The 16262-nt window shown below is 68.0% G+C and carries 15 protein-coding genes and 2 tRNA genes; 14 read left to right on the top strand and 3 right to left on the bottom strand.

The annotated features are described in order from the left end of the window. Window positions 1-148: 148 nt before the first annotated feature. The 4 genes from SJY26_RS13910 (at window position 149) to SJY26_RS13895 (ending at window position 3936) form a co-directional block, all read left to right on the top strand. Window positions 149-739 (top strand): SPOR domain-containing protein, encoded by a 591-nt coding sequence (locus SJY26_RS13910; RefSeq protein ID WP_396593600.1) that lies wholly within the window; start codon window positions 149-151, stop codon window positions 737-739. Between the two features lie 121 nt (window positions 740-860). Next, window positions 861-1691 carry a division plane positioning ATPase MipZ gene (locus tag SJY26_RS13905; protein WP_396593599.1) on the top strand — a complete coding sequence of 277 codons (831 nt, stop codon included), beginning with the start codon at window positions 861-863 and terminating at the stop codon, window positions 1689-1691. 13 nt (window positions 1692-1704) lie between these two features. Further along, the gene (locus tag SJY26_RS13900) at window positions 1705-2124 is read left to right on the top strand and encodes a J domain-containing protein (protein ID WP_396593598.1); all 420 of its coding nucleotides are present in this window, start codon (window positions 1705-1707) and stop codon (window positions 2122-2124) included. A gap of 219 nt (window positions 2125-2343) precedes the next feature. After that, on the top strand, window positions 2344-3936 hold the full coding sequence (locus SJY26_RS13895) for a carboxyl transferase domain-containing protein (RefSeq protein WP_396593597.1): 1593 nt from the start codon (window positions 2344-2346) through the stop codon (window positions 3934-3936). On the opposite strand, the gene SJY26_RS13890 is transcribed toward SJY26_RS13895, so the two are convergent. Continuing rightward, a complete protein-coding gene (locus SJY26_RS13890; protein WP_396593596.1) occupies window positions 3937-4305 on the bottom strand; it encodes a DUF2200 domain-containing protein in 369 nt (122 codons plus the stop codon). A 65-nt stretch (window positions 4306-4370) separates the two neighbouring features. Between SJY26_RS13890 and SJY26_RS13885 the strand changes: the two genes are divergently transcribed. The 6 genes from SJY26_RS13885 (at window position 4371) to metG (ending at window position 11616) form a co-directional block, all read left to right on the top strand. Continuing rightward, entirely contained in the window at window positions 4371-5267 is an 897-nt protein-coding gene (locus tag SJY26_RS13885) for an enoyl-CoA hydratase-related protein (protein WP_396593595.1), read from the top strand. A 31-nt stretch (window positions 5268-5298) separates the two neighbouring features. After that, complete coding sequence (locus SJY26_RS13880) at window positions 5299-5661, top strand: hypothetical protein (RefSeq protein ID WP_396593594.1); 363 nt, start codon at window positions 5299-5301, stop codon at window positions 5659-5661. A 37-nt stretch (window positions 5662-5698) separates the two neighbouring features. Next, on the top strand, window positions 5699-7606 hold the full coding sequence (locus SJY26_RS13875) for an acetyl/propionyl/methylcrotonyl-CoA carboxylase subunit alpha (RefSeq protein ID WP_396593593.1): 1908 nt from the start codon (window positions 5699-5701) through the stop codon (window positions 7604-7606). Between the two features lie 296 nt (window positions 7607-7902). After that, a complete protein-coding gene (locus SJY26_RS13870) occupies window positions 7903-8301 on the top strand; it encodes a DUF1489 family protein (RefSeq protein ID WP_396593592.1) in 399 nt (132 codons plus the stop codon). Window positions 8302-8359: 58 nt separating this feature from the next. Next, complete coding sequence (locus SJY26_RS13865) at window positions 8360-9775, top strand: MATE family efflux transporter (protein WP_396593591.1); 1416 nt, start codon at window positions 8360-8362, stop codon at window positions 9773-9775. 134 nt (window positions 9776-9909) lie between these two features. Next, window positions 9910-11616: a methionine--tRNA ligase gene (gene metG / locus SJY26_RS13860; RefSeq protein ID WP_396593590.1), complete on the top strand. Its 1707-nt coding sequence runs from the start codon at window positions 9910-9912 to the stop codon at window positions 11614-11616. Between the two features lie 50 nt (window positions 11617-11666). Here metG and SJY26_RS13855 read toward each other — a convergent pair whose 3' ends face one another. Both SJY26_RS13855 and rlmB read right to left on the bottom strand, forming a co-directional pair. Continuing rightward, the gene (locus SJY26_RS13855; RefSeq protein ID WP_396593589.1) at window positions 11667-12530 is read right to left on the bottom strand and encodes a TerC family protein; all 864 of its coding nucleotides are present in this window, start codon (window positions 12528-12530) and stop codon (window positions 11667-11669) included. After that, the gene (gene rlmB / locus SJY26_RS13850) at window positions 12523-13455 is read right to left on the bottom strand and encodes a 23S rRNA (guanosine(2251)-2'-O)-methyltransferase RlmB (protein WP_396593588.1); all 933 of its coding nucleotides are present in this window, start codon (window positions 13453-13455) and stop codon (window positions 12523-12525) included. Before rlmB ends, SJY26_RS13855 begins: the two co-directional genes overlap by 8 nt. 146 nt (window positions 13456-13601) lie before the next feature. Between rlmB and SJY26_RS13845 the strand changes: the two genes are divergently transcribed. The 4 genes from SJY26_RS13845 (at window position 13602) to SJY26_RS13830 (ending at window position 16235) form a co-directional block, all read left to right on the top strand. Beyond that, window positions 13602-13685, top strand: a tRNA-Tyr gene (locus tag SJY26_RS13845). Between the two features lie 88 nt (window positions 13686-13773). Further along, window positions 13774-13847: transfer RNA gene (locus SJY26_RS13840), tRNA-Gly, on the top strand. 52 nt (window positions 13848-13899) lie between these two features. Next, complete coding sequence (tuf, locus tag SJY26_RS13835) at window positions 13900-15090, top strand: elongation factor Tu (protein ID WP_396592903.1); 1191 nt, start codon at window positions 13900-13902, stop codon at window positions 15088-15090. 146 nt (window positions 15091-15236) lie between these two features. Then, complete coding sequence (locus SJY26_RS13830; RefSeq protein WP_396593587.1) at window positions 15237-16235, top strand: sensor histidine kinase; 999 nt, start codon at window positions 15237-15239, stop codon at window positions 16233-16235. Window positions 16236-16262: the final 27 nt, after the last annotated feature.

Raw genomic sequence — 16262 nt, 5'->3', positions numbered from 1 at the left:
TTAACCTTTCGACTTAAGCGTGTTCGTTTGCGGGACGGAAAAGCCTGCTGTGCGAGGGTCTGGCTTATGACGCCCAGCGCCTTGCTTCGTCCAGCCCTCGTCGGCCTCGCCGCTCTCTCGACCACGTCGTGCGGGGTGGTCGAAGGCGATGCCCGCCGCTTCGAGTTCGATGGCCGAGGCGGTCGCCGGGATCCCGCTGGACGGCGAGCAAGCCCCCGTCGGCAGCACGCAGGCCGGCGGCCTGCGCCCCGCCTTCGTGACGGCAGAAGCCGTGGCCAACCCCGGGGATCTGCGTGTCGAGGTCATGGATCCCCATGATCTCTGGGACGCCCGCGATGCCGGGCTGCGGGGCGCAGTTGAACAGGCGGTGCCCGCCCTGATCGAGGCCTCGGTGCCGGTCGTTACCGCGGCCGTGGCTGACCGGGTTGCCGCCCGCCCGGCACAGGCACGAATGGCGCCCGTCCTCGTTCGGACGATGCCCGCGCCTGACCCTGTTAAGACTCCGGTTTTGACCACGCTGCAGCTCGGGGCCTTCTCGAGCCCTGCGGCCGCCCGGGCCGCCTGGACCCGGATTGCCGCAGCCGGGGATACGGTGTCGTCCCTCTCGCCACGCTTCGAGCCGGTCGAGGTCGACGGTCGCACCCTGACGCGGCTGAGGGTGGTGGCGTCGCAGGACGCCGCCCGTGCGGTGTGTCGGGCCGCCGACGCTGCCCGACTGGGCTGCCTGCGCCGCAGCTGATCGCGCGGTCCACAGGTCTCGATTAACCTTTCGTTGACGCGAAGGCCCGGGGGCTCAATTCTGGTGGACCTTGGCGACCGGCCCCTGAGTTGGTTGTCGCGCGAACCGGGATCATCGGATCATGACGCAGCCCCAGGTCATCGTCGTCGGCAATGAAAAGGGCGGGGCGGGCAAGTCCACCCTGGCCATCCATATCGCCTGCGGCCTGCTGCACGCCGGGCGGCGGGTGGCGATCATCGATCTGGACCTGCGCCAGCAGTCGATGTCGCATTTCTTCGCGCACCGGGCCGCCTGGACGGCGGCCAACAAGGTGACCCTGCCCATGCCGCTGGAGCCGGCCCTTGGCGACGGCAAGGCCTTGGCGAAGGCGGATGAGGCCGAACAGCTGGCGCGGTTCGAGGCGGTCTATGCCGAGGCCCGGTCGACCGAAGTGATCCTGATCGACACGCCGGGTGGCGACACCGCGCTGTCGCGCGCCGCCCATGCGCGAGCCGACCAGATCGTCACCCCCATGAACGACAGTTTTGTCGATTTCGACATGCTGGGTTCGGTCGATCCGGTGACGCTGGATCTGCTCAAGCCCTCGACCTACTCCGAAAGTGTCTGGGAGGCGCGCAAGCACCGGGCTATCACTGAAGGCCGCCACGCCGCCATCGACTGGATCGTGGTGGTGAACCGGATGGCGGTGGCCGAGGCTCGCAACCGCCGTCGTCTGGAAGAACGGATGGCCAAGCTGGCCAAGCGGGTCGGATTCCGCGTCGGCCCCGGCCTGCGCGACCGGGTCATCTATCGCGAACTGTTCCCGTTCGGCCTGACCGTCGCCGACCTGTCCAATGAGGTGCGGCCGGTGGCCGTTTCGCTGGCCCATGTCGCGGCGCGTCAGGAGATGCGCAATCTGATGCAGGCCCTGGGGCTGGACGACATCCGCATGCCCGTGCTCGACGCGGCGTGACGGTCTTTCGCCCATGGGCCTGATCTGGCTCGTGCTGGCGGGCGTGGTGGTCTGGGCCCTGGTGCGCTTGGGCCGCCAGACCGAAGGGCCCCGGCGGGGCCAGTGGCGGGTGGCCGCGACCCTGGTCTCGGCCGCCCTGCTGGCGGGCGGGGCGCTGGCGCTGTCCCGGGGTGCATGGATTGCGGGGACAGGTCTGATGGGGGCGGCGCTGTGGCTGGTGCTGGCGTCACGGGTCCGGTCGGTGATGGCGAGCCGCGAGGCGGTCGGGGACGCGGAAGCCCGCGCGATCCTCGGGGTTGCGACCGATGCCACGCCCGAGGCGATCACGGCGGCCTGGCGACGGCTGATGGGGCGGGCGCATCCGGACCAGGGCGGGACCGAGGGGCTGGCGGCGAAGCTGAATGCGGCGCGGGATCGGTTGTTGCGGAAGTGACCCTCTCCCCTTGCGGGAGAGGGAGGCCGCGCACGGCGGCGCAGCCGTCGTTCTCGCGCGGCCGGGTGAGGGGTGACACCGGCCCTCGCCGGCAGGCAGCAAAACCCCTCACCCTTGCGCGCAAGTCCACTCGCTTCGCTCGCGGGCGCTCAAGCCCTCTCCCGCAAGGGGAGAGGGGAAGCCTTTCCGACGCCCTCAAAGCCTCCTAAACCTCCCGCCATGCCGAAGCTCACCTCTGCCATCGACCCTTCCAGCGCGTCCTTCAAGGCGCTGCACGCCCACAATACCGCCCTGAACGCCGAGCTGCGCGAGCGGGTGGCGACGGCGGCGCGGGGCGGGTCGGACGCCAGCCGCGAGCGGCATGTGGCGCGGGGCAAGCTGTTGCCGCGGGACCGGGTTGAGCGGCTGCTGGACCCCGGCTCGCCCTTTCTTGAGGTCGGCCAGCTGGCGGCCAATGGCATGTATGGCGACGAGGCCCCCGGGGCCGGGATGATCTGCGGCGTCGGGCGGGTGTCGGGCCGCGAGGTCATGATCGTCGCCAACGATCCGACGGTGAAGGGCGGTGCCTATTTCCCGATGACGGTGAAGAAGCATCTCCGGGCGCAGGAGATCGCCGAGCAGAACCACCTGCCGTGCGTCTATCTGGTCGACAGCGGCGGGGCCAACCTGCCGCATCAGGCCGAGGTGTTTCCGGACCGCGACCATTTCGGCCGCATCTTCTTCAACCAGGCGCGGATGTCGGCGAAGGGCATCCCCCAGATTGCCTGCGTCATGGGGTCGTGCACCGCCGGTGGAGCCTATGTGCCCGCCATGTCGGACGAGACGGTGATCGTGCGGAACCAGGGCACCATCTTCCTGGCCGGCCCGCCGCTGGTGAAGGCCGCGACCGGGGAGGTCATCTCGGCCGAGGAACTGGGCGGGGCGGAGACCCATGGGCGCAAATCCGGCGTGGTCGACTATGTGGCCGAAAATGACGAGCACGCGCTGGAGATCGTGCGGGGCATCGTCGGTCATCTGAACAGCGTCAAACGGGTCGATCTGGACGTGCGCGAGTCCCGGGCCCCTGCCTTCGACAGCGAGGAGCTGTACGGCCTGATCCCCGACGACGTGCGGGCCCCCTATGACGTGCGCGAGGTCATCGCGCGGGTCGTCGACGGCTCGGAGTTCGAGGAGTTCAAGGCGCTGTATGGTCAGACCCTGGTGTGCGGCTTCGCCCGCATCTGGGGCTATCCGGTCGCCATCCTGGCCAACAATGGAGTGTTGTTCTCGGAGAGCGCGCTGAAGGGGGCGCACTTCATCGAACTGGCCTGCAAGCGGAAGATTCCGCTGGTGTTCCTGCAGAACATCTCGGGCTTCATGGTCGGGGGGAAGTATGAGGCGGGGGGCATCGCCAAGGACGGGGCCAAGCTGGTCACTGCCGTCGCCTCGGCCAATGTGCCCAAGTTTACCGTCCTGATCGGGGGCAGCTTCGGGGCCGGCAACTACGGCATGTGCGGCCGGGCCTATTCGCCGCGCTTCCTGTTCACCTGGCCCAACAGCCGGATCAGCGTCATGGGCGGCGAACAGGCGGCGGCGGTGCTGGCCACCGTCCACCGCGACGCCGACAGCTGGACGCCGGAGGAGGCTGAGGCCTTCAAGGCCCCGGTCCGGCAGAAGTACGAGGACGAAGGCAATCCCTACTATGCGACGGCCCGGCTGTGGGACGACGGCATCATCGATCCGGCGCAGACGCGCGATGTGCTGGGGCTGGCGATCAGCGCCAGCCTGAACGCGCCGGTCGAGGAGACGACGTTCGGCGTGTTCCGGATGTGATCAGGCGGCCGGAGATCTCAGGATCTTCGCCATCGCCTTGCCCTTGCCGACCTCGTCGACCAGTTTGTCGAGGTGGCGGACCTCGCGCATGAAGGGGTCCTCGATCGTCTCGACCCGGTGGCCGCAGATCATCCCGGTGATCAGGAAGCGGTTGGGGTTCATCGCCGGGGCCTCGGCGAAGAAGGTCTCGAAGTCCATCCCGGCCGCCAGCAGGGCCTCCAGCCGGTCCTGCGAATAGCCGGTCAGCCAGCGGATCACCTCGTCTACCTCCGCGCGCTTCCGGCCCTTCCGTTCGGCCTTGGCGACGTAGTGGACGTGAACGCTGGCCACGCTCATGCGGCGCACGCGGTCGGTCGTGTTCATCGCCATGGGGTCGTCTCCAGGTTCCGTTCCGCTCCAGACGCGTTATAGGGCGACTGCTGCAGGAGACCACCATGGCCGACCCCACCGAAAACGACCTGAACGCCCTCGACATCACCGACGGGGAGGCGGCGCAGATCAATGCCATCGCCCAGCCGCTGGTCCCGGACCCGGCCCCGGATGGGAATGACGACCTGGTCCAGGTCGACAGCACCACCGGCGGGGTGGTGTTCATCACCATCAACCGGCCGGCGAAAAAGAACGCCTTCGACGCCTCCACGGTCGCGGCCCTGCACGAGACCTTCGAGACCCTGCACGGGGCCGACAATGTCCGCGCGGTCTTCATTCGCGGGGCGGGCGGGACGTTCAGCGCCGGGGCCGATCTGGGCTGGATGCGGGACGCCATCGACTGGTCGGAGAGCGACAACCGCGACGACGCCATGATGCTGGCGAAGATGCTGAAGGCCCTGCACGACATTCCGGCCCTGACGGTGGCCCTGGTCGAGGGCGCCGCCATGGGGGGCGGGGCCGGCCTCGTCTGCGCCTGCGACATGGCGGTGGCGATCGAGGGCAGCCGGTTCGCCTTTTCCGAGGTGAAGCTGGGCCTGATCCCGGCGACCATCGCGCCCTATGTGATCGAGGCCGTGGGGGCCCGGCGGGCGCGCCAGCTGTTCCTGACGGCCAACATCTTCGACGCTGACTATGCGGCCCACGCCGGGATCATCGACATGGTCCTGCCCGAGGGGTCGATGGACGAGTTCATCTCCATGCTGACCGACAGCCTGAGCCAGAACGCCCCCGGCGCCATGGGCGAGGCCAAGCGTCTGGTCCATCACGTCGCGGGGCAGGATATCGATCGCGGCCTGATGGAAGAGACCGCGAAGCGGATCGCCAGGGCGCGTGTGTCGGCCGAGGGGCAGGAGGGCGTGCGGGCCTTCCTCGACAAGCGGACACCGCGCTGGGCGGAGTGACCGACCGTCGGTTTTGTGCCAGGCTGGGGCCATGAACGTGCATCAGCCCGTCGACCCGGAATGGACGCTCGAAGAGGAGAACGCGCTTTTCGAGATGGCGAACCTGTATCCGGAAGACACGGGCCTGCCCATGACCATCTGGGTCAGCCCCAGGGGCAACGCCCGGCACGACGCGCGGGTGAAGGTCAGCACAGTTCACGGAAACCGGATGACGCTGGACCAGCTCGCGGTCGTGGCGATCCGCCCGGAGCCACGCGTTCTCCATGGCACATTGGTCGCCAGCGACGAGCGTCTCGTCGCCGAATGGATCGGCAAGAACCGGGATGCGCTGATTGCATACTGGGACGGCGAGATCGGAACCCGCAAACTGATGCAGCGTCTCGTCGATCTCTGACCTCGACCCTCGCCCCGCGCCCCTCTAAACCGGCCCCATGTTCACCTCCGTCCTAGTCGCCAATCGGGGCGAGATCGCCTGCCGTGTTTTCCGGACCGCCCGGCGGATGGGGATCCGCACCATCGCCGTCTATTCCGAGGCCGATGCGCGGGCCCTGCATGTCCGCGAGGCCGATGAGGCGGTGCTGATCGGGCCGGCCCCGGCGCGCGAAAGCTATCTGGATGCGGCAAAGGTGCTGGCGGCGGCGAAGGCGACGGGGGCGGAGGCGATTCATCCCGGCTATGGGTTCCTGAGCGAGAACGCCGAGTTCGCGGAGGCCGTGATGGCGGCGGGGATTGTCTGGATCGGGGCGCCGCCGGCGGCGATCCGGGCCATGGGGCTGAAGGACGCGGCCAAGACGCTGATGGTCGAGGCGGGGGTGCCCGTGACGCCCGGATACATGGGCGCGGACCAGTCGCCGGAGCGGCTGAAGGCCGAGGCGGACACGATCGGCTATCCCGTCCTGATCAAGGCGGTGGCGGGCGGCGGCGGCAAGGGGATGCGGCGGGTCGATGCGGGCGAAGCGTTTCTGGATGCGCTGGGATCTTGCCGGCGCGAGGCGGCGTCCAGCTTCGGCGACGACCGGGTGCTGATCGAGAAATACATCCTGTCGCCGCGCCATATCGAGGTCCAGGTGTTCGGGGATGCCCACGGCGAGGTGGTGCATCTGTTCGAGCGCGACTGCTCGCTGCAGCGGCGGCACCAGAAGGTGATCGAGGAGGCTCCGGCCCCCGGCATGGACGAAGCGACGCGGGCGGCGGTGACGGCGGCGGCGGTGAAGGCGGCGAAGGCCGTGAACTACGTCGGGGCCGGGACCATCGAGTTCATCGCCGATGGCACCGAGGGCCTGCGGGCCGACCGCATCTGGTTCATGGAGATGAACACCCGGCTGCAGGTCGAACACCCGGTCACGGAGGCCATCACCGGCGTCGACCTGGTCGAATGGCAGTTCCGCGCGGCGGCAGGAGAGCCGGTGCCGTTGAGACAGGATGAGCTGTCGATCAACGGCTGGGCCATGGAGGCGCGGCTGTATGCCGAGGATCCGGCCAACGGCTTCCTGCCGAGCATCGGCAAGCTGGAGCATTTCGTCCTGCCGGACGGGGTGCGGATCGACACGGGCATGGAGGAGGGCGGCGAGGTCAGCCAGTTCTACGACCCCATGATCGCCAAGCTGATCGTTCATGCGGAGACGCGGGAGGAGGCGGCCGAGGCGCTGGCGGAGGCGGCCAGCCAGGTCCAGGTCTGGCCGGTGAAGACCAATGCCGCCTTCATCGTGAAGTGCGTGGAGCACGCCCGGTTCGTGACCGGCGACGTCGACACGGGGTTCATTGCCGCTGAAGAGGGCGACCTCGTCGCCGAACCTCTGTCGGACATGGGCGTGGAAGACGCGGCCCATGCGCTGCGCCATTTCGCGGTCGAGGGGGCCGGGGAGGCGAGCGGTTCGCCGTGGGACTTGCTGGCGGGCGCCGTGGGCTTCCGGGCGAATGCGACGCCCCGGGGCACGCAGTCGGTCGTGGTCGACGGGCAGGTTCGCGAGGCCCGGCTGCTGGACGAGGACGATCATCCGATGACGCCGTTGCTCGGGCTGTCGGCGACCCGGGTGATCGCCTTCGAGGACGGGTCGGCGTTCGATGTGACCGCCTTCGCGCGGTCCGGAGCAGGGGGCGGCGGCGGCCCGGCCTCCGACGGGACGCTGCGTGCGCCCATGCCCGGCAAGATCGTGGCGACGCCGGCGAAGGTCGGCGACATGGTCGCCAAGGGGCAGCCGGTCATCGTGCTGGAGGCGATGAAGATGGAGCATGCGCTCAACGCGCCGTTCGACGGGGTGGTGGGCGAGGTGGCCTTCGCCGTCGGGGATCAGGTGGCGGCGGATGCGGTGCTGGCGGTGGTGGAAGCCAGCGGCTGACGAACAAGAGCGAATAGATACAGAGGCTTGTGAGCCGTATCTGCCGCAGCGAGTGAGCGTCGAGGCTGGGCCGCCTGGACTTTGGAAAGCCGGGTCCAATGAGTGCAAGTCGCTGATTTTGCTGCCTTTGATTTGCACTTTTTTGGACTCCAGGAGTTCCAATGGATTTGACCCTCTCCCGGCGGGAGAGGGTGAGCCAAGCCTCACTGACCCGACCCGCGTCACCTTGCCCTTCCCACCCCGTCGCTTCGCGACGACCCTCCCCCGCGGGGGAGGGAGATGATAGTGCGCGGCCCATGCCTCTTCACATGATCAAACTGTGCGTCGGTGTCACCGAGGTCGAGACGCTGGAACGGCGGGCGGGCAAGGGGGACTGGCTGACGGTCAACACCCGGATGACGCCCAAGCGGGCGGCCGAAATCGAGGACGGGGGCTCGATCTACTGGGTCATGAAGGGGTCGGTGACCTGCCGGATGCCGATCGTCGACATCACCACCCGGGGGGAGGGCAAGGCGTCGATGTGCCTGATCCAGCTGGCCCCCGAGGTGATCCGCACGGCCCCTCAGGCGCGTCGACCGTTTCAGGGCTGGCGCTATCTGGAGCCGAAGGACGCGCCGCCGGATCTGTCCTCGATGGACGCGGGGGACATGCCGGAGGAGCTGGCGAAGCAGTTGCGGGAGATGGGGGCCTGGTAGGGGTGGCTGGGTGGTTGGGTGGCTGGTGATTGGTGGCTGGTGAGGTGCACGCCCGGGCGTGTATAGCCGCCCCCCCGCCTCGGCCTTCAGCCACCAGCCACCAGCCACCAGCCACCAGTCACTCGCCAACATGCTTTCCCCTGCCACCCGCACCACGACCCGCGAGCTTCTGACCCTCGCCTGGCCCGTGGTGCTGGCGCGGATCGGCATCATGACCATGGGGCTGACCGATGCGATCGTGGTGGGCAACTGGTCAGGGCTGGAGCTGGCCTACAGCTCGCTGGCCATGACGCCGACGGCGATCGTGGTGACCACAGCCATCGGCCTGCTGATGGGCGTGCAGGTCATGACGGCGCGATTCCTCGGCGAGGGACGGCGCAGTGAGGTCGGTGCGGTGCTGCGGCGGGGCGTGGTCTATTCGCTGTGGCTGGGCCTCGGCTCCATGATCGGCCTGATCCTGCTGGGGCCGTGGGGCCTGCGGTCTCTCGGCCTGGCCGACGGCCTGGCCGAGGGGGCCACGCCGGTGCTGATCGTGCTGGCCCTGTCCATGCCGGGCTATCTGGTCAGCGTGGCGGCCCAGTTGTTTCTGGAGGCCCTGAACCGGCCCCGGGCGGGGATGTGGGCCATGTGGGTCGCCAATGGCGTCAATCTGGCGCTGAACCTGCTGCTGGTGCCCGATGTGCTGGGGCTGGGGTTCGACGGGGCGGTGGCGGCGGCCTGGGCGACCCTGTTCGCGCGCACCTCGCTGGCGGTGTTTCTGGTGATCTACATCCTGCGCATGCCCGAGGCCCGGGACCTGGGCGTCTTCACCCGGGCCCCTCGCGACCGTCCGGCGGAGCGCGATCAGCGCAAGGTCGGCTACGGGGCCGGGAGTTCCTATTTCATCGAGGTCGCCGCCTTCGGGGCCATGACCTTCATCGCCGGCCGGCTGGGAGCGATCGAGACCTCGGCCTGGACCATTGTGCTGAACGTCTCGGCGATCGTCTTCATGGTGCCCATGGGGCTGTCGTCCGCCACGGCCGTTCTGGTCGGCCGCGCCTATGGGGCGCGCGACGGACGGGGCGTGCTGAGGGCCGGACTGGTCGGGATCGGCGTGGTCAGCGCCTTGACCCTGAGCGTGGCATTGCTGCTGTGGCCGACCGCGCCCTGGGTGGCGGGGGCCTATAATCGCGATCCGGCCCTGCTGGCGATCGCGGTGCCGGCGCTGGTGCTGGCGACTCTGTTCTTCGTGGCGGACGGGATCCAGGTGGTGTCGGCCTCGGCCAACCGCGCGGCAGGGGACGTGTGGTGGCCGACGATCATGCATTTCGCGGCCTACAGCCTGATCATGATGCCGGCGGGGTGGCTGCTGGCGGAGCGGATCGGCGTCAACGGGCTGGTGTGGGCCGTGATCCTCGCCAGTCTGGTGTCGTCGGTCCTGCTGACGGGGCGGTTCGTGCGGGTGGCTCGGCGGCTTCGCCGCGTGGCTGGGTGATTGGTGAAGGGTGGCTGGGCAGGGTTGCGATAAAGCCCGGCACTCGCCACTAACCACCAGCCACCAGCCACCAGCCACCAGCCACCAGCCACCAGCCACCAGCCACCAGCCACCAGCCACCAGCCCGGAATCCCATGTCCCGCATCCTGATCACCTCGGCCCTGCCGTACATCAACGGCATCAAGCATCTGGGGAATCTGGCCGGATCGATGCTGCCGGCGGATGTCTATGCGCGGTTCCAGCGGGCCCGGGGCCATGAGGTCCTGTACATCTGCGCCACGGACGAGCACGGCACCCCGGCCGAACTGGCTGCCGCGGCCGCCGGTCAGGACGTCCAGACCTATTGCGACGAACAGCACGAGATCCAGAAGGCGGCGGGACAGGCGTTCGGCCTGAGCTACGACTGGTTCGGCCGGTCGTCGCGCGAACCGAACCGCCGACTGACCCAGCATTTCGCCAGGGTGCTGGAGGCGCAGGGTCTGATCGAGGAACGGGTCGACCGGATGATCTATTCGGTCGATGACGCGCGCTTCCTGCCCGACCGCTATGTCGAGGGGACCTGTCCCCACTGCGCCTATCCGTCGGCGCGCGGCGACCAGTGCGACAACTGCGGCCGTCTGCTGGACCCGACCGACCTGATCGACCCCTATTCGGCGGTCTCGGGCAGCCGCAATCTGGAGGTCCGCGACACCCGGCATCTGTATCTGCTGCAGACGAAGCTGGAAGGGCGGATCCGCGACTGGATCGACTCGAAGTCGGACTGGCAGACCCTGGCCCGCTCCATCGCCCTGAAGCATCTGGACGAAGGTCTGATCGATCGGGGGATCACGCGCGACCTGAAATGGGGCGTGCCGGTGGTGGGGCCCGACGGCGGGCCGCGTCCGGGCATGGAGGGTAAGGTCTTCTACGTCTGGTTCGACGCCCCGATCGAATACATCGGCGCCACCGAGGAGTGGGCGCAGGCCCATAGTGCCGACTGGGAGAGCTGGTGGCGGCTGGACAAGGGGGCCGACGACGTCCGCTACGTCCAGTTCATGGGCAAGGACAATGTCGCCTTCCACACCGTCAGCTTCCCCGCCACAATTCTGGGTTCGGGCGAGCCGTGGAAGACGGTGGATACGCTGAAGGCGTTCAACTGGCTGAACTGGTATGGCGGGAAATTCTCGACCTCGCAGAAGCGGGGCGTGTTCATGGACCAGGCGCTGGAGATCCTGCCGGCCGACTACTGGCGCTGGCGGCTGACGGCCTATGGGCCCGAGCATTCGGATTCGGCCTTCACCTGGGAGGATTTCCAGGCCTCGACCAACAAGGACCTGGCCGATGTGCTGGGCAATTTCGTCAACCGGATCGTCAAATTCGCCGAGAGCAAGTTCGACGGGGTGGTGCCGGACGGCGGCGAGCCCGGGCCGCTGGAGGCGAAGCTGGAGGCCGATGTCCGGGCGGGCATTGCCGAGGCCGCCGAGGCCTTCGAGGCGATGGAGTTCCGGAAGGCCTGTCAGGCCCTGCGCGCCGTCTGGGTGCTGGGCAACGAGTATCTGCAGGAGGCTGCGCCCTGGACCGCCTTCAAGACCGATGTGGAGCGCGCCGCCGTGGGCGTGCGGACAGGGCTGAATCTGGTCGCCCTGTTCGCTCGGATCGCAGCGCCGGTCATGCCGGACTCTGCCGTGAAGATTGCGGCTGCGGTGGGTGAGACCGACCTGTCCTGGCCCGGAGCGGAGGAGGCCCTGCTGGACCGCCTGCCGAGGAGTCAGGCCGTCGCGGCGGCCGAGGTCCTGTTCAGAAAGATCGAGGACGCCCAGGTGGCGGAATGGAGCGAACGGTTCGGCGGGGCGGACGCCTGACGGACGGACGCGGATAGAAAAAAGGCCCGGATCGCTCCGGGCCTTTCGTCCTACGGGGCCGTCGCCGGCGTGACAGGCGGCCCGCCCGGGGTCGGGGGCGTGGCCAGGGCGCTGTCCTCGGTGCGCATGCCCTTCCTGTGTTTGGCGACCTCTTCCGGCGAGATGTCGAGGAAGGCGGGGGCCGAGGCGTTGTGGGCATCGACATTGTCGGTGCGGACCACGACCGACCGATAGCCGTCCCAGATCATGTGCAGGGCGACGTACAGGACGATGACCAGGCCGATGTAGCTGATCCACCGGTACTTGTTCAGCAGCCGGGCGATGAAGGTGGCGGCCAGACCCATCAGGGCGATCGACAGGATCAGGCCGAACACCATGATCCACGGGTGGTCGTGCGCCGCGCCGGCCACAGCCAGAACGTTGTCGAGCGACATGGTGATGTCGGCGATCATGATCTGGAGCAGGGCGGCCCCGAAGGTCTTGCGCTTCAGGCCCAGCTCTTCGGGCGACGGACCGGTGCCGTGCTCGATGGAGGCGGCCAGTTCCAGCTCGGCCTGGGCCTCGGCCTGATCGTGGGTCTTCTGCTCCTGGATCTCGCGCCACATCTTCCAGCACACCCAGAGGAGCAGCACGCCGCCCGCCAGCAGCAGGCCGACGATGGCCAGAAGCTGGACCGTGACGAGGGCGAAGCCGATGCGCATGACCACGGCGGCGGCGAGGCCGATCAGGATGGCCTTGCGCCGCTGCTCAGCCGGCAGGGCGGCAGCCGCGAGGCCGACGGCCACCGCATTGTCGCCGGCGAGGACGAGGTCGATGGCCAGAACCTGACCGAGGGCGGTCAGCTGGCTGCTGAAATTCGGGGGAGCTGAGAAATTCCATGGCGCGCTGTAGGGCAGGGCAGGCCGATTAATCAAGCGACCCTTGTTTCTTGCTGGCCTCATAAAGCGCCACGGCCGCCGCATTCGACACATTCAGGCTCTCGAACCCGCCCGGCATCGGGATCTTCGCCAGCACATCGCAGTGCTCGGCCACCAGTCGGCGAATGCCGTCGCCCTCGGAGCCGAGCACCAGAACGGTCGGGCGATGGTCGAGGGCCGATTCGAGGGTCTCCTGCGAACCGCCGTCCAGCCCGACGGCGCGCCAGCCGAGATCGGCCAGACGTTCGAGGGCGCGGGACAGGTTGGTGACCCGGGCGCAGGGCAGGCGTTCGGTGGCTCCGGCCGCCGCCTTGGCCAGGGCACCGGCGAGCGCGGGGGAGTGGCGGTCCTGGACGACGATGCCCCGGGCCCCGAAAGCGAGGGCCGAGCGGAAGATGGCCCCGACGTTCTGGGGATCGGTCAGCTGGTCCAGCATGACGATGATTCCCTCGGCCGGGTCGCCGAGGTCGTCGAGCGCCACGCCCTCCAGCGGCTGGACCTTGAAGGCCAGACCCTGATGGACCGCGCCGGCCGGCAGCATCCGCTCGAGAGTCTGGGCGTCCATGATCTCGATCTGGTGGCCGTGGGCGAGGCCCTCGCGCTCGATCTCGGCCGCCCGGTCGGCGGTCGCCAGAAGCCGGCCCATCCCCTTGCGGGCGGGGTTGGCGAGGGCGGCCAGCACCGGGTGGCGGCCCCACAGGAAGCCGTCGGGATCGGCTTTGCCGCGACCGCCGCCGCTGCGCGGGGCCGCGCTGGAGAAGGCCTTTGCCGGCGGGTTGGGGTTCCAGCCGCCGGGCTTTGGCCCACCGCGGGGTTCGACCGAAGCGTCACCGGAGCGCCCCTTGAAGGGTGGCTTTCCGCCCGGTTTCGACGCCGCTTTCTGACCCGATTTCCGGTCGTTGCGTTCTGGATTTCTCGACACTATAAGACGCCCTCCGATTTGGAGCCCTAGGGCTTTCGGGTCCGGCGCCCCCTCTATCCCAGGCGTGTCCAGACCCCGAAGCCTTTTGTTCAGATGCCGGTCGAAAGACGGGAGGACGGACGGGTTCGACGGTTCGAAACGCGCGCGGGGGAATGTCCCGAGCGGCAAAGGGGGGGGACTGTAAATCCCCTGCGTAAGCTTCGCAGGTTCGAGTCCTGCTTCCCCCACCACGCGGTTTCGAAACGGCGAACAGGCGCGAAGAGGAGGATCAGCTGCGGAAGTTTCCTTGTGAAAACAAGGAGCTGACGCGGTTTCCGTGCGGGTATAGTATAATGGTAATACAGCAGCCTTCCAAGCTGAATATGTCGGTTCGATTCCGTCTACCCGCTCCAGGTTTTTGATTGCACACAGCGCCCCTCAAACCGGGCCATCAGGAGTTTGGCCATGGCCAAGGAAAAGTTCGAACGTAACAAGCCGCACTGCAACATCGGCACGATCGGTCACGTGGACCATGGCAAGACGACGCTGACGGCGGCGATCACCATGACGCTGGCCAAGGCCGGCGGGGCCAAGGCGATGGCCTATGCGGACATCGACGCGGCTCCGGAAGAAAAGGCGCGCGGCATCACGATCAACACGGCGCACGTGGAATATGAGACGGCCAACCGTCACTATGCCCACGTCGACTGCCCGGGCCACGCCGACTATGTGAAGAACATGATCACCGGTGCCGCCCAGATGGACGGCGCGATCCTGGTGGTGTCGGCCGCCGACGGCCCGATGCCGCAGACCCGCGAGCACATCCTGCTGGCCCGTCAGGTCGGCGTGCCGGCCCTGGTCGTGTTCATGAACAAGGTCGACCTGGTCGACGACAAGGAGCTGCTGGAGCTCGTCGAGATGGAAGTGCGCGAGCTGCTTTCGTCCTACCAGTTCCCGGGCGACGACATTCCGATCACCATGGGTTCGGCCAAGGCCGCGACCGACGGCGTGAACCCGGAAATCGGCGAGCAGATGGTTCTGAAGCTGATGGAAACCGTCGACGCCTACATCCCGCAGCCGGAGCGTCCGGTCGACCTGCCGTTCCTGATGCCGGTGGAAGACGTGTTCTCGATCTCGGGCCGCGGCACCGTGGTGACCGGTCGCGTCGAGCGCGGCATCGTCAAGGTCGGTGAGGAAGTCGAGATCGTCGGCATCCGTCCGGTCCAGAAGACGACCTGCACGGGCGTGGAAATGTTCCGCAAGCTGCTGGACCAGGGCCAGGCGGGCGACAACGTCGGCGTGCTGCTGCGCGGCACCAAGCGTGAGGACGTCGAGCGCGGTCAGGTCCTGTGCAAGCCGGGCTCCATCACCCCGCACACGAAGTTCCTGGCCGAGGCCTATATCCTGACCAAGGAAGAGGGCGGCCGTCACACCCCGTTCTTCACCAACTACCGCCCGCAGTTCTACTTCCGCACCACGGACGTGACCGGCATCGTGCACCTCAAGGAAGGTGTCGAGATGATCATGCCCGGCGACAACGCCGAGCTGAACGTCGAGCTGATCACCCCGATCGCCATGGAAGAGAAGCTGCGCTTCGCCATCCGTGAAGGCGGCCGCACCGTCGGCGCCGGCGTCGTGGCCAAGATCGTCGAGTAAAAAACCCTTTGACGCGCTAGCGCGGTCAACGGACTGAACGGAAACGGCCCCTGGAGCGATCCGGGGGCCGTTTTCGTCGCTTGACCAGAAACCCTCCGGCGCGGAGGTATGGGCGGCAGATCCTCGCCTGCCATCGGGACATGGAATTGGGACCAGAGCGTACGATCACCCATCCGGCAGCCGCCTACGGGCTCGCGCTCGGGGCGTGGCTGATCGCCTTCCTGTTGCGACTCGGGCTCGATGACCAGTTTCCGCCGGGCTTTCCCTTCCTGACCTTTTTTCCGGCCGTGGTGGTGGTCACCTATCTCGCCGGGCTGAGAGCAGGGCTTCTGACCGGTGTGCTGTCGGGTCTGACGGCGTGGTGGTTCTTCATCGGTTCGCGCGGATTCCAGATGGACCCGCCCACAGGACTGGCGCTGGGATTCTACGCCTTCGTCGTCGCGGTCGACATCTTCTTCATCGAAGGCATGTGGCGCGAACGCCGCCGGGCCGAGGCCGAGATTGAGCGCAGCCGTGCCCTCGCCGAGAGCCGCGATCTCCTGTCGCGCGAGATCCAGCACCGGGTCAGCAACAATCTGCAGGTGGTGTCCGCCCTTCTGGCCCTGCAGGCTCAGCACACGCTGGATGCGGAGGCCCGGCGGGGACTGCAGGAGGCGCGTGGCCGCACCGCCCTGATCGCCAAGGTCCAGCGGGGCCTGCATGACGGGAACGGCGAGGCCCTGTCATTTGCGGTGTTCGCCCGCGAGCTTCTGGCCGACGCCCTTGAGGCGGCGGGGCGAACGGATGTGACCCTGATCGTGACCGGCGGCGATGAACCGCTCCCGCAGGATCAGTCTACGCCGGTCAGTCTGGTGATGCTGGAATGCGTCAACAACGCCCTGGAGCACGCGTTCCCGGGCGACCGGGGTGGAACGGTGGTGGTCGATCTTTCGGGCGATGCCGGTCAGATGATGCTGAGCGTCAGCGACGACGGCGCGGGCCTGTCGCCCGGATTCGAGCCGACGCAGACGCGGTCGCTGGGTCTGCGCATCGTCCACAGTATGGCGCGTCAGCTGGGCGGTTCGTTCGAGATGAGCCCCCGCGAACGCGGCGTGTGCAGCCGTCTGACCTTCCCCGCCGCCGCGCCCGAGGCTGTTCTGCCCTGACCAACACGATTCCCGGCGAGGGCGAGC

The sequence above is a fragment of the Brevundimonas sp. R86498 genome (genome assembly GCF_044598075.1).
Classification (GTDB): Bacteria; Pseudomonadota; Alphaproteobacteria; order Caulobacterales; family Caulobacteraceae; genus Brevundimonas.
Note: the sequence above shows the minus strand (reverse complement) of the source record. Positions and strands in the feature narration are given on the sequence as shown.

What these genes read in the sequence shown, in the direction of transcription:
- SJY26_RS13905 (WP_396593599.1), top strand. Translation starts at nt 861, where the DNA reads ATGACGCAGCCCCAGGTCATCGTCGTCGGCAATGAAAAGGGCGGGGCG.
- SJY26_RS13875 (WP_396593593.1), top strand. Translation starts at nt 5,699, where the DNA reads ATGTTCACCTCCGTCCTAGTCGCCAATCGGGGCGAGATCGCCTGCCGT.
- SJY26_RS13880 (WP_396593594.1), top strand. Translation starts at nt 5,299, where the DNA reads ATGAACGTGCATCAGCCCGTCGACCCGGAATGGACGCTCGAAGAGGAG.
- tuf (WP_396592903.1), top strand. Translation starts at nt 13,900, where the DNA reads ATGGCCAAGGAAAAGTTCGAACGTAACAAGCCGCACTGCAACATCGGC.
- SJY26_RS13910 (WP_396593600.1), top strand. Translation starts at nt 149, where the DNA reads ATGCCCGCCGCTTCGAGTTCGATGGCCGAGGCGGTCGCCGGGATCCCG.
- SJY26_RS13900 (WP_396593598.1), top strand. Translation starts at nt 1,705, where the DNA reads ATGGGCCTGATCTGGCTCGTGCTGGCGGGCGTGGTGGTCTGGGCCCTG.
- SJY26_RS13885 (WP_396593595.1), top strand. Translation starts at nt 4,371, where the DNA reads ATGGCCGACCCCACCGAAAACGACCTGAACGCCCTCGACATCACCGAC.
- metG (WP_396593590.1), top strand. Translation starts at nt 9,910, where the DNA reads ATGTCCCGCATCCTGATCACCTCGGCCCTGCCGTACATCAACGGCATC.
- SJY26_RS13890 (WP_396593596.1), bottom strand. Translation starts at nt 4,305, where the DNA reads ATGGCGATGAACACGACCGACCGCGTGCGCCGCATGAGCGTGGCCAGC.
- SJY26_RS13870 (WP_396593592.1), top strand. Translation starts at nt 7,903, where the DNA reads ATGCCTCTTCACATGATCAAACTGTGCGTCGGTGTCACCGAGGTCGAG.
- SJY26_RS13895 (WP_396593597.1), top strand. Translation starts at nt 2,344, where the DNA reads ATGCCGAAGCTCACCTCTGCCATCGACCCTTCCAGCGCGTCCTTCAAG.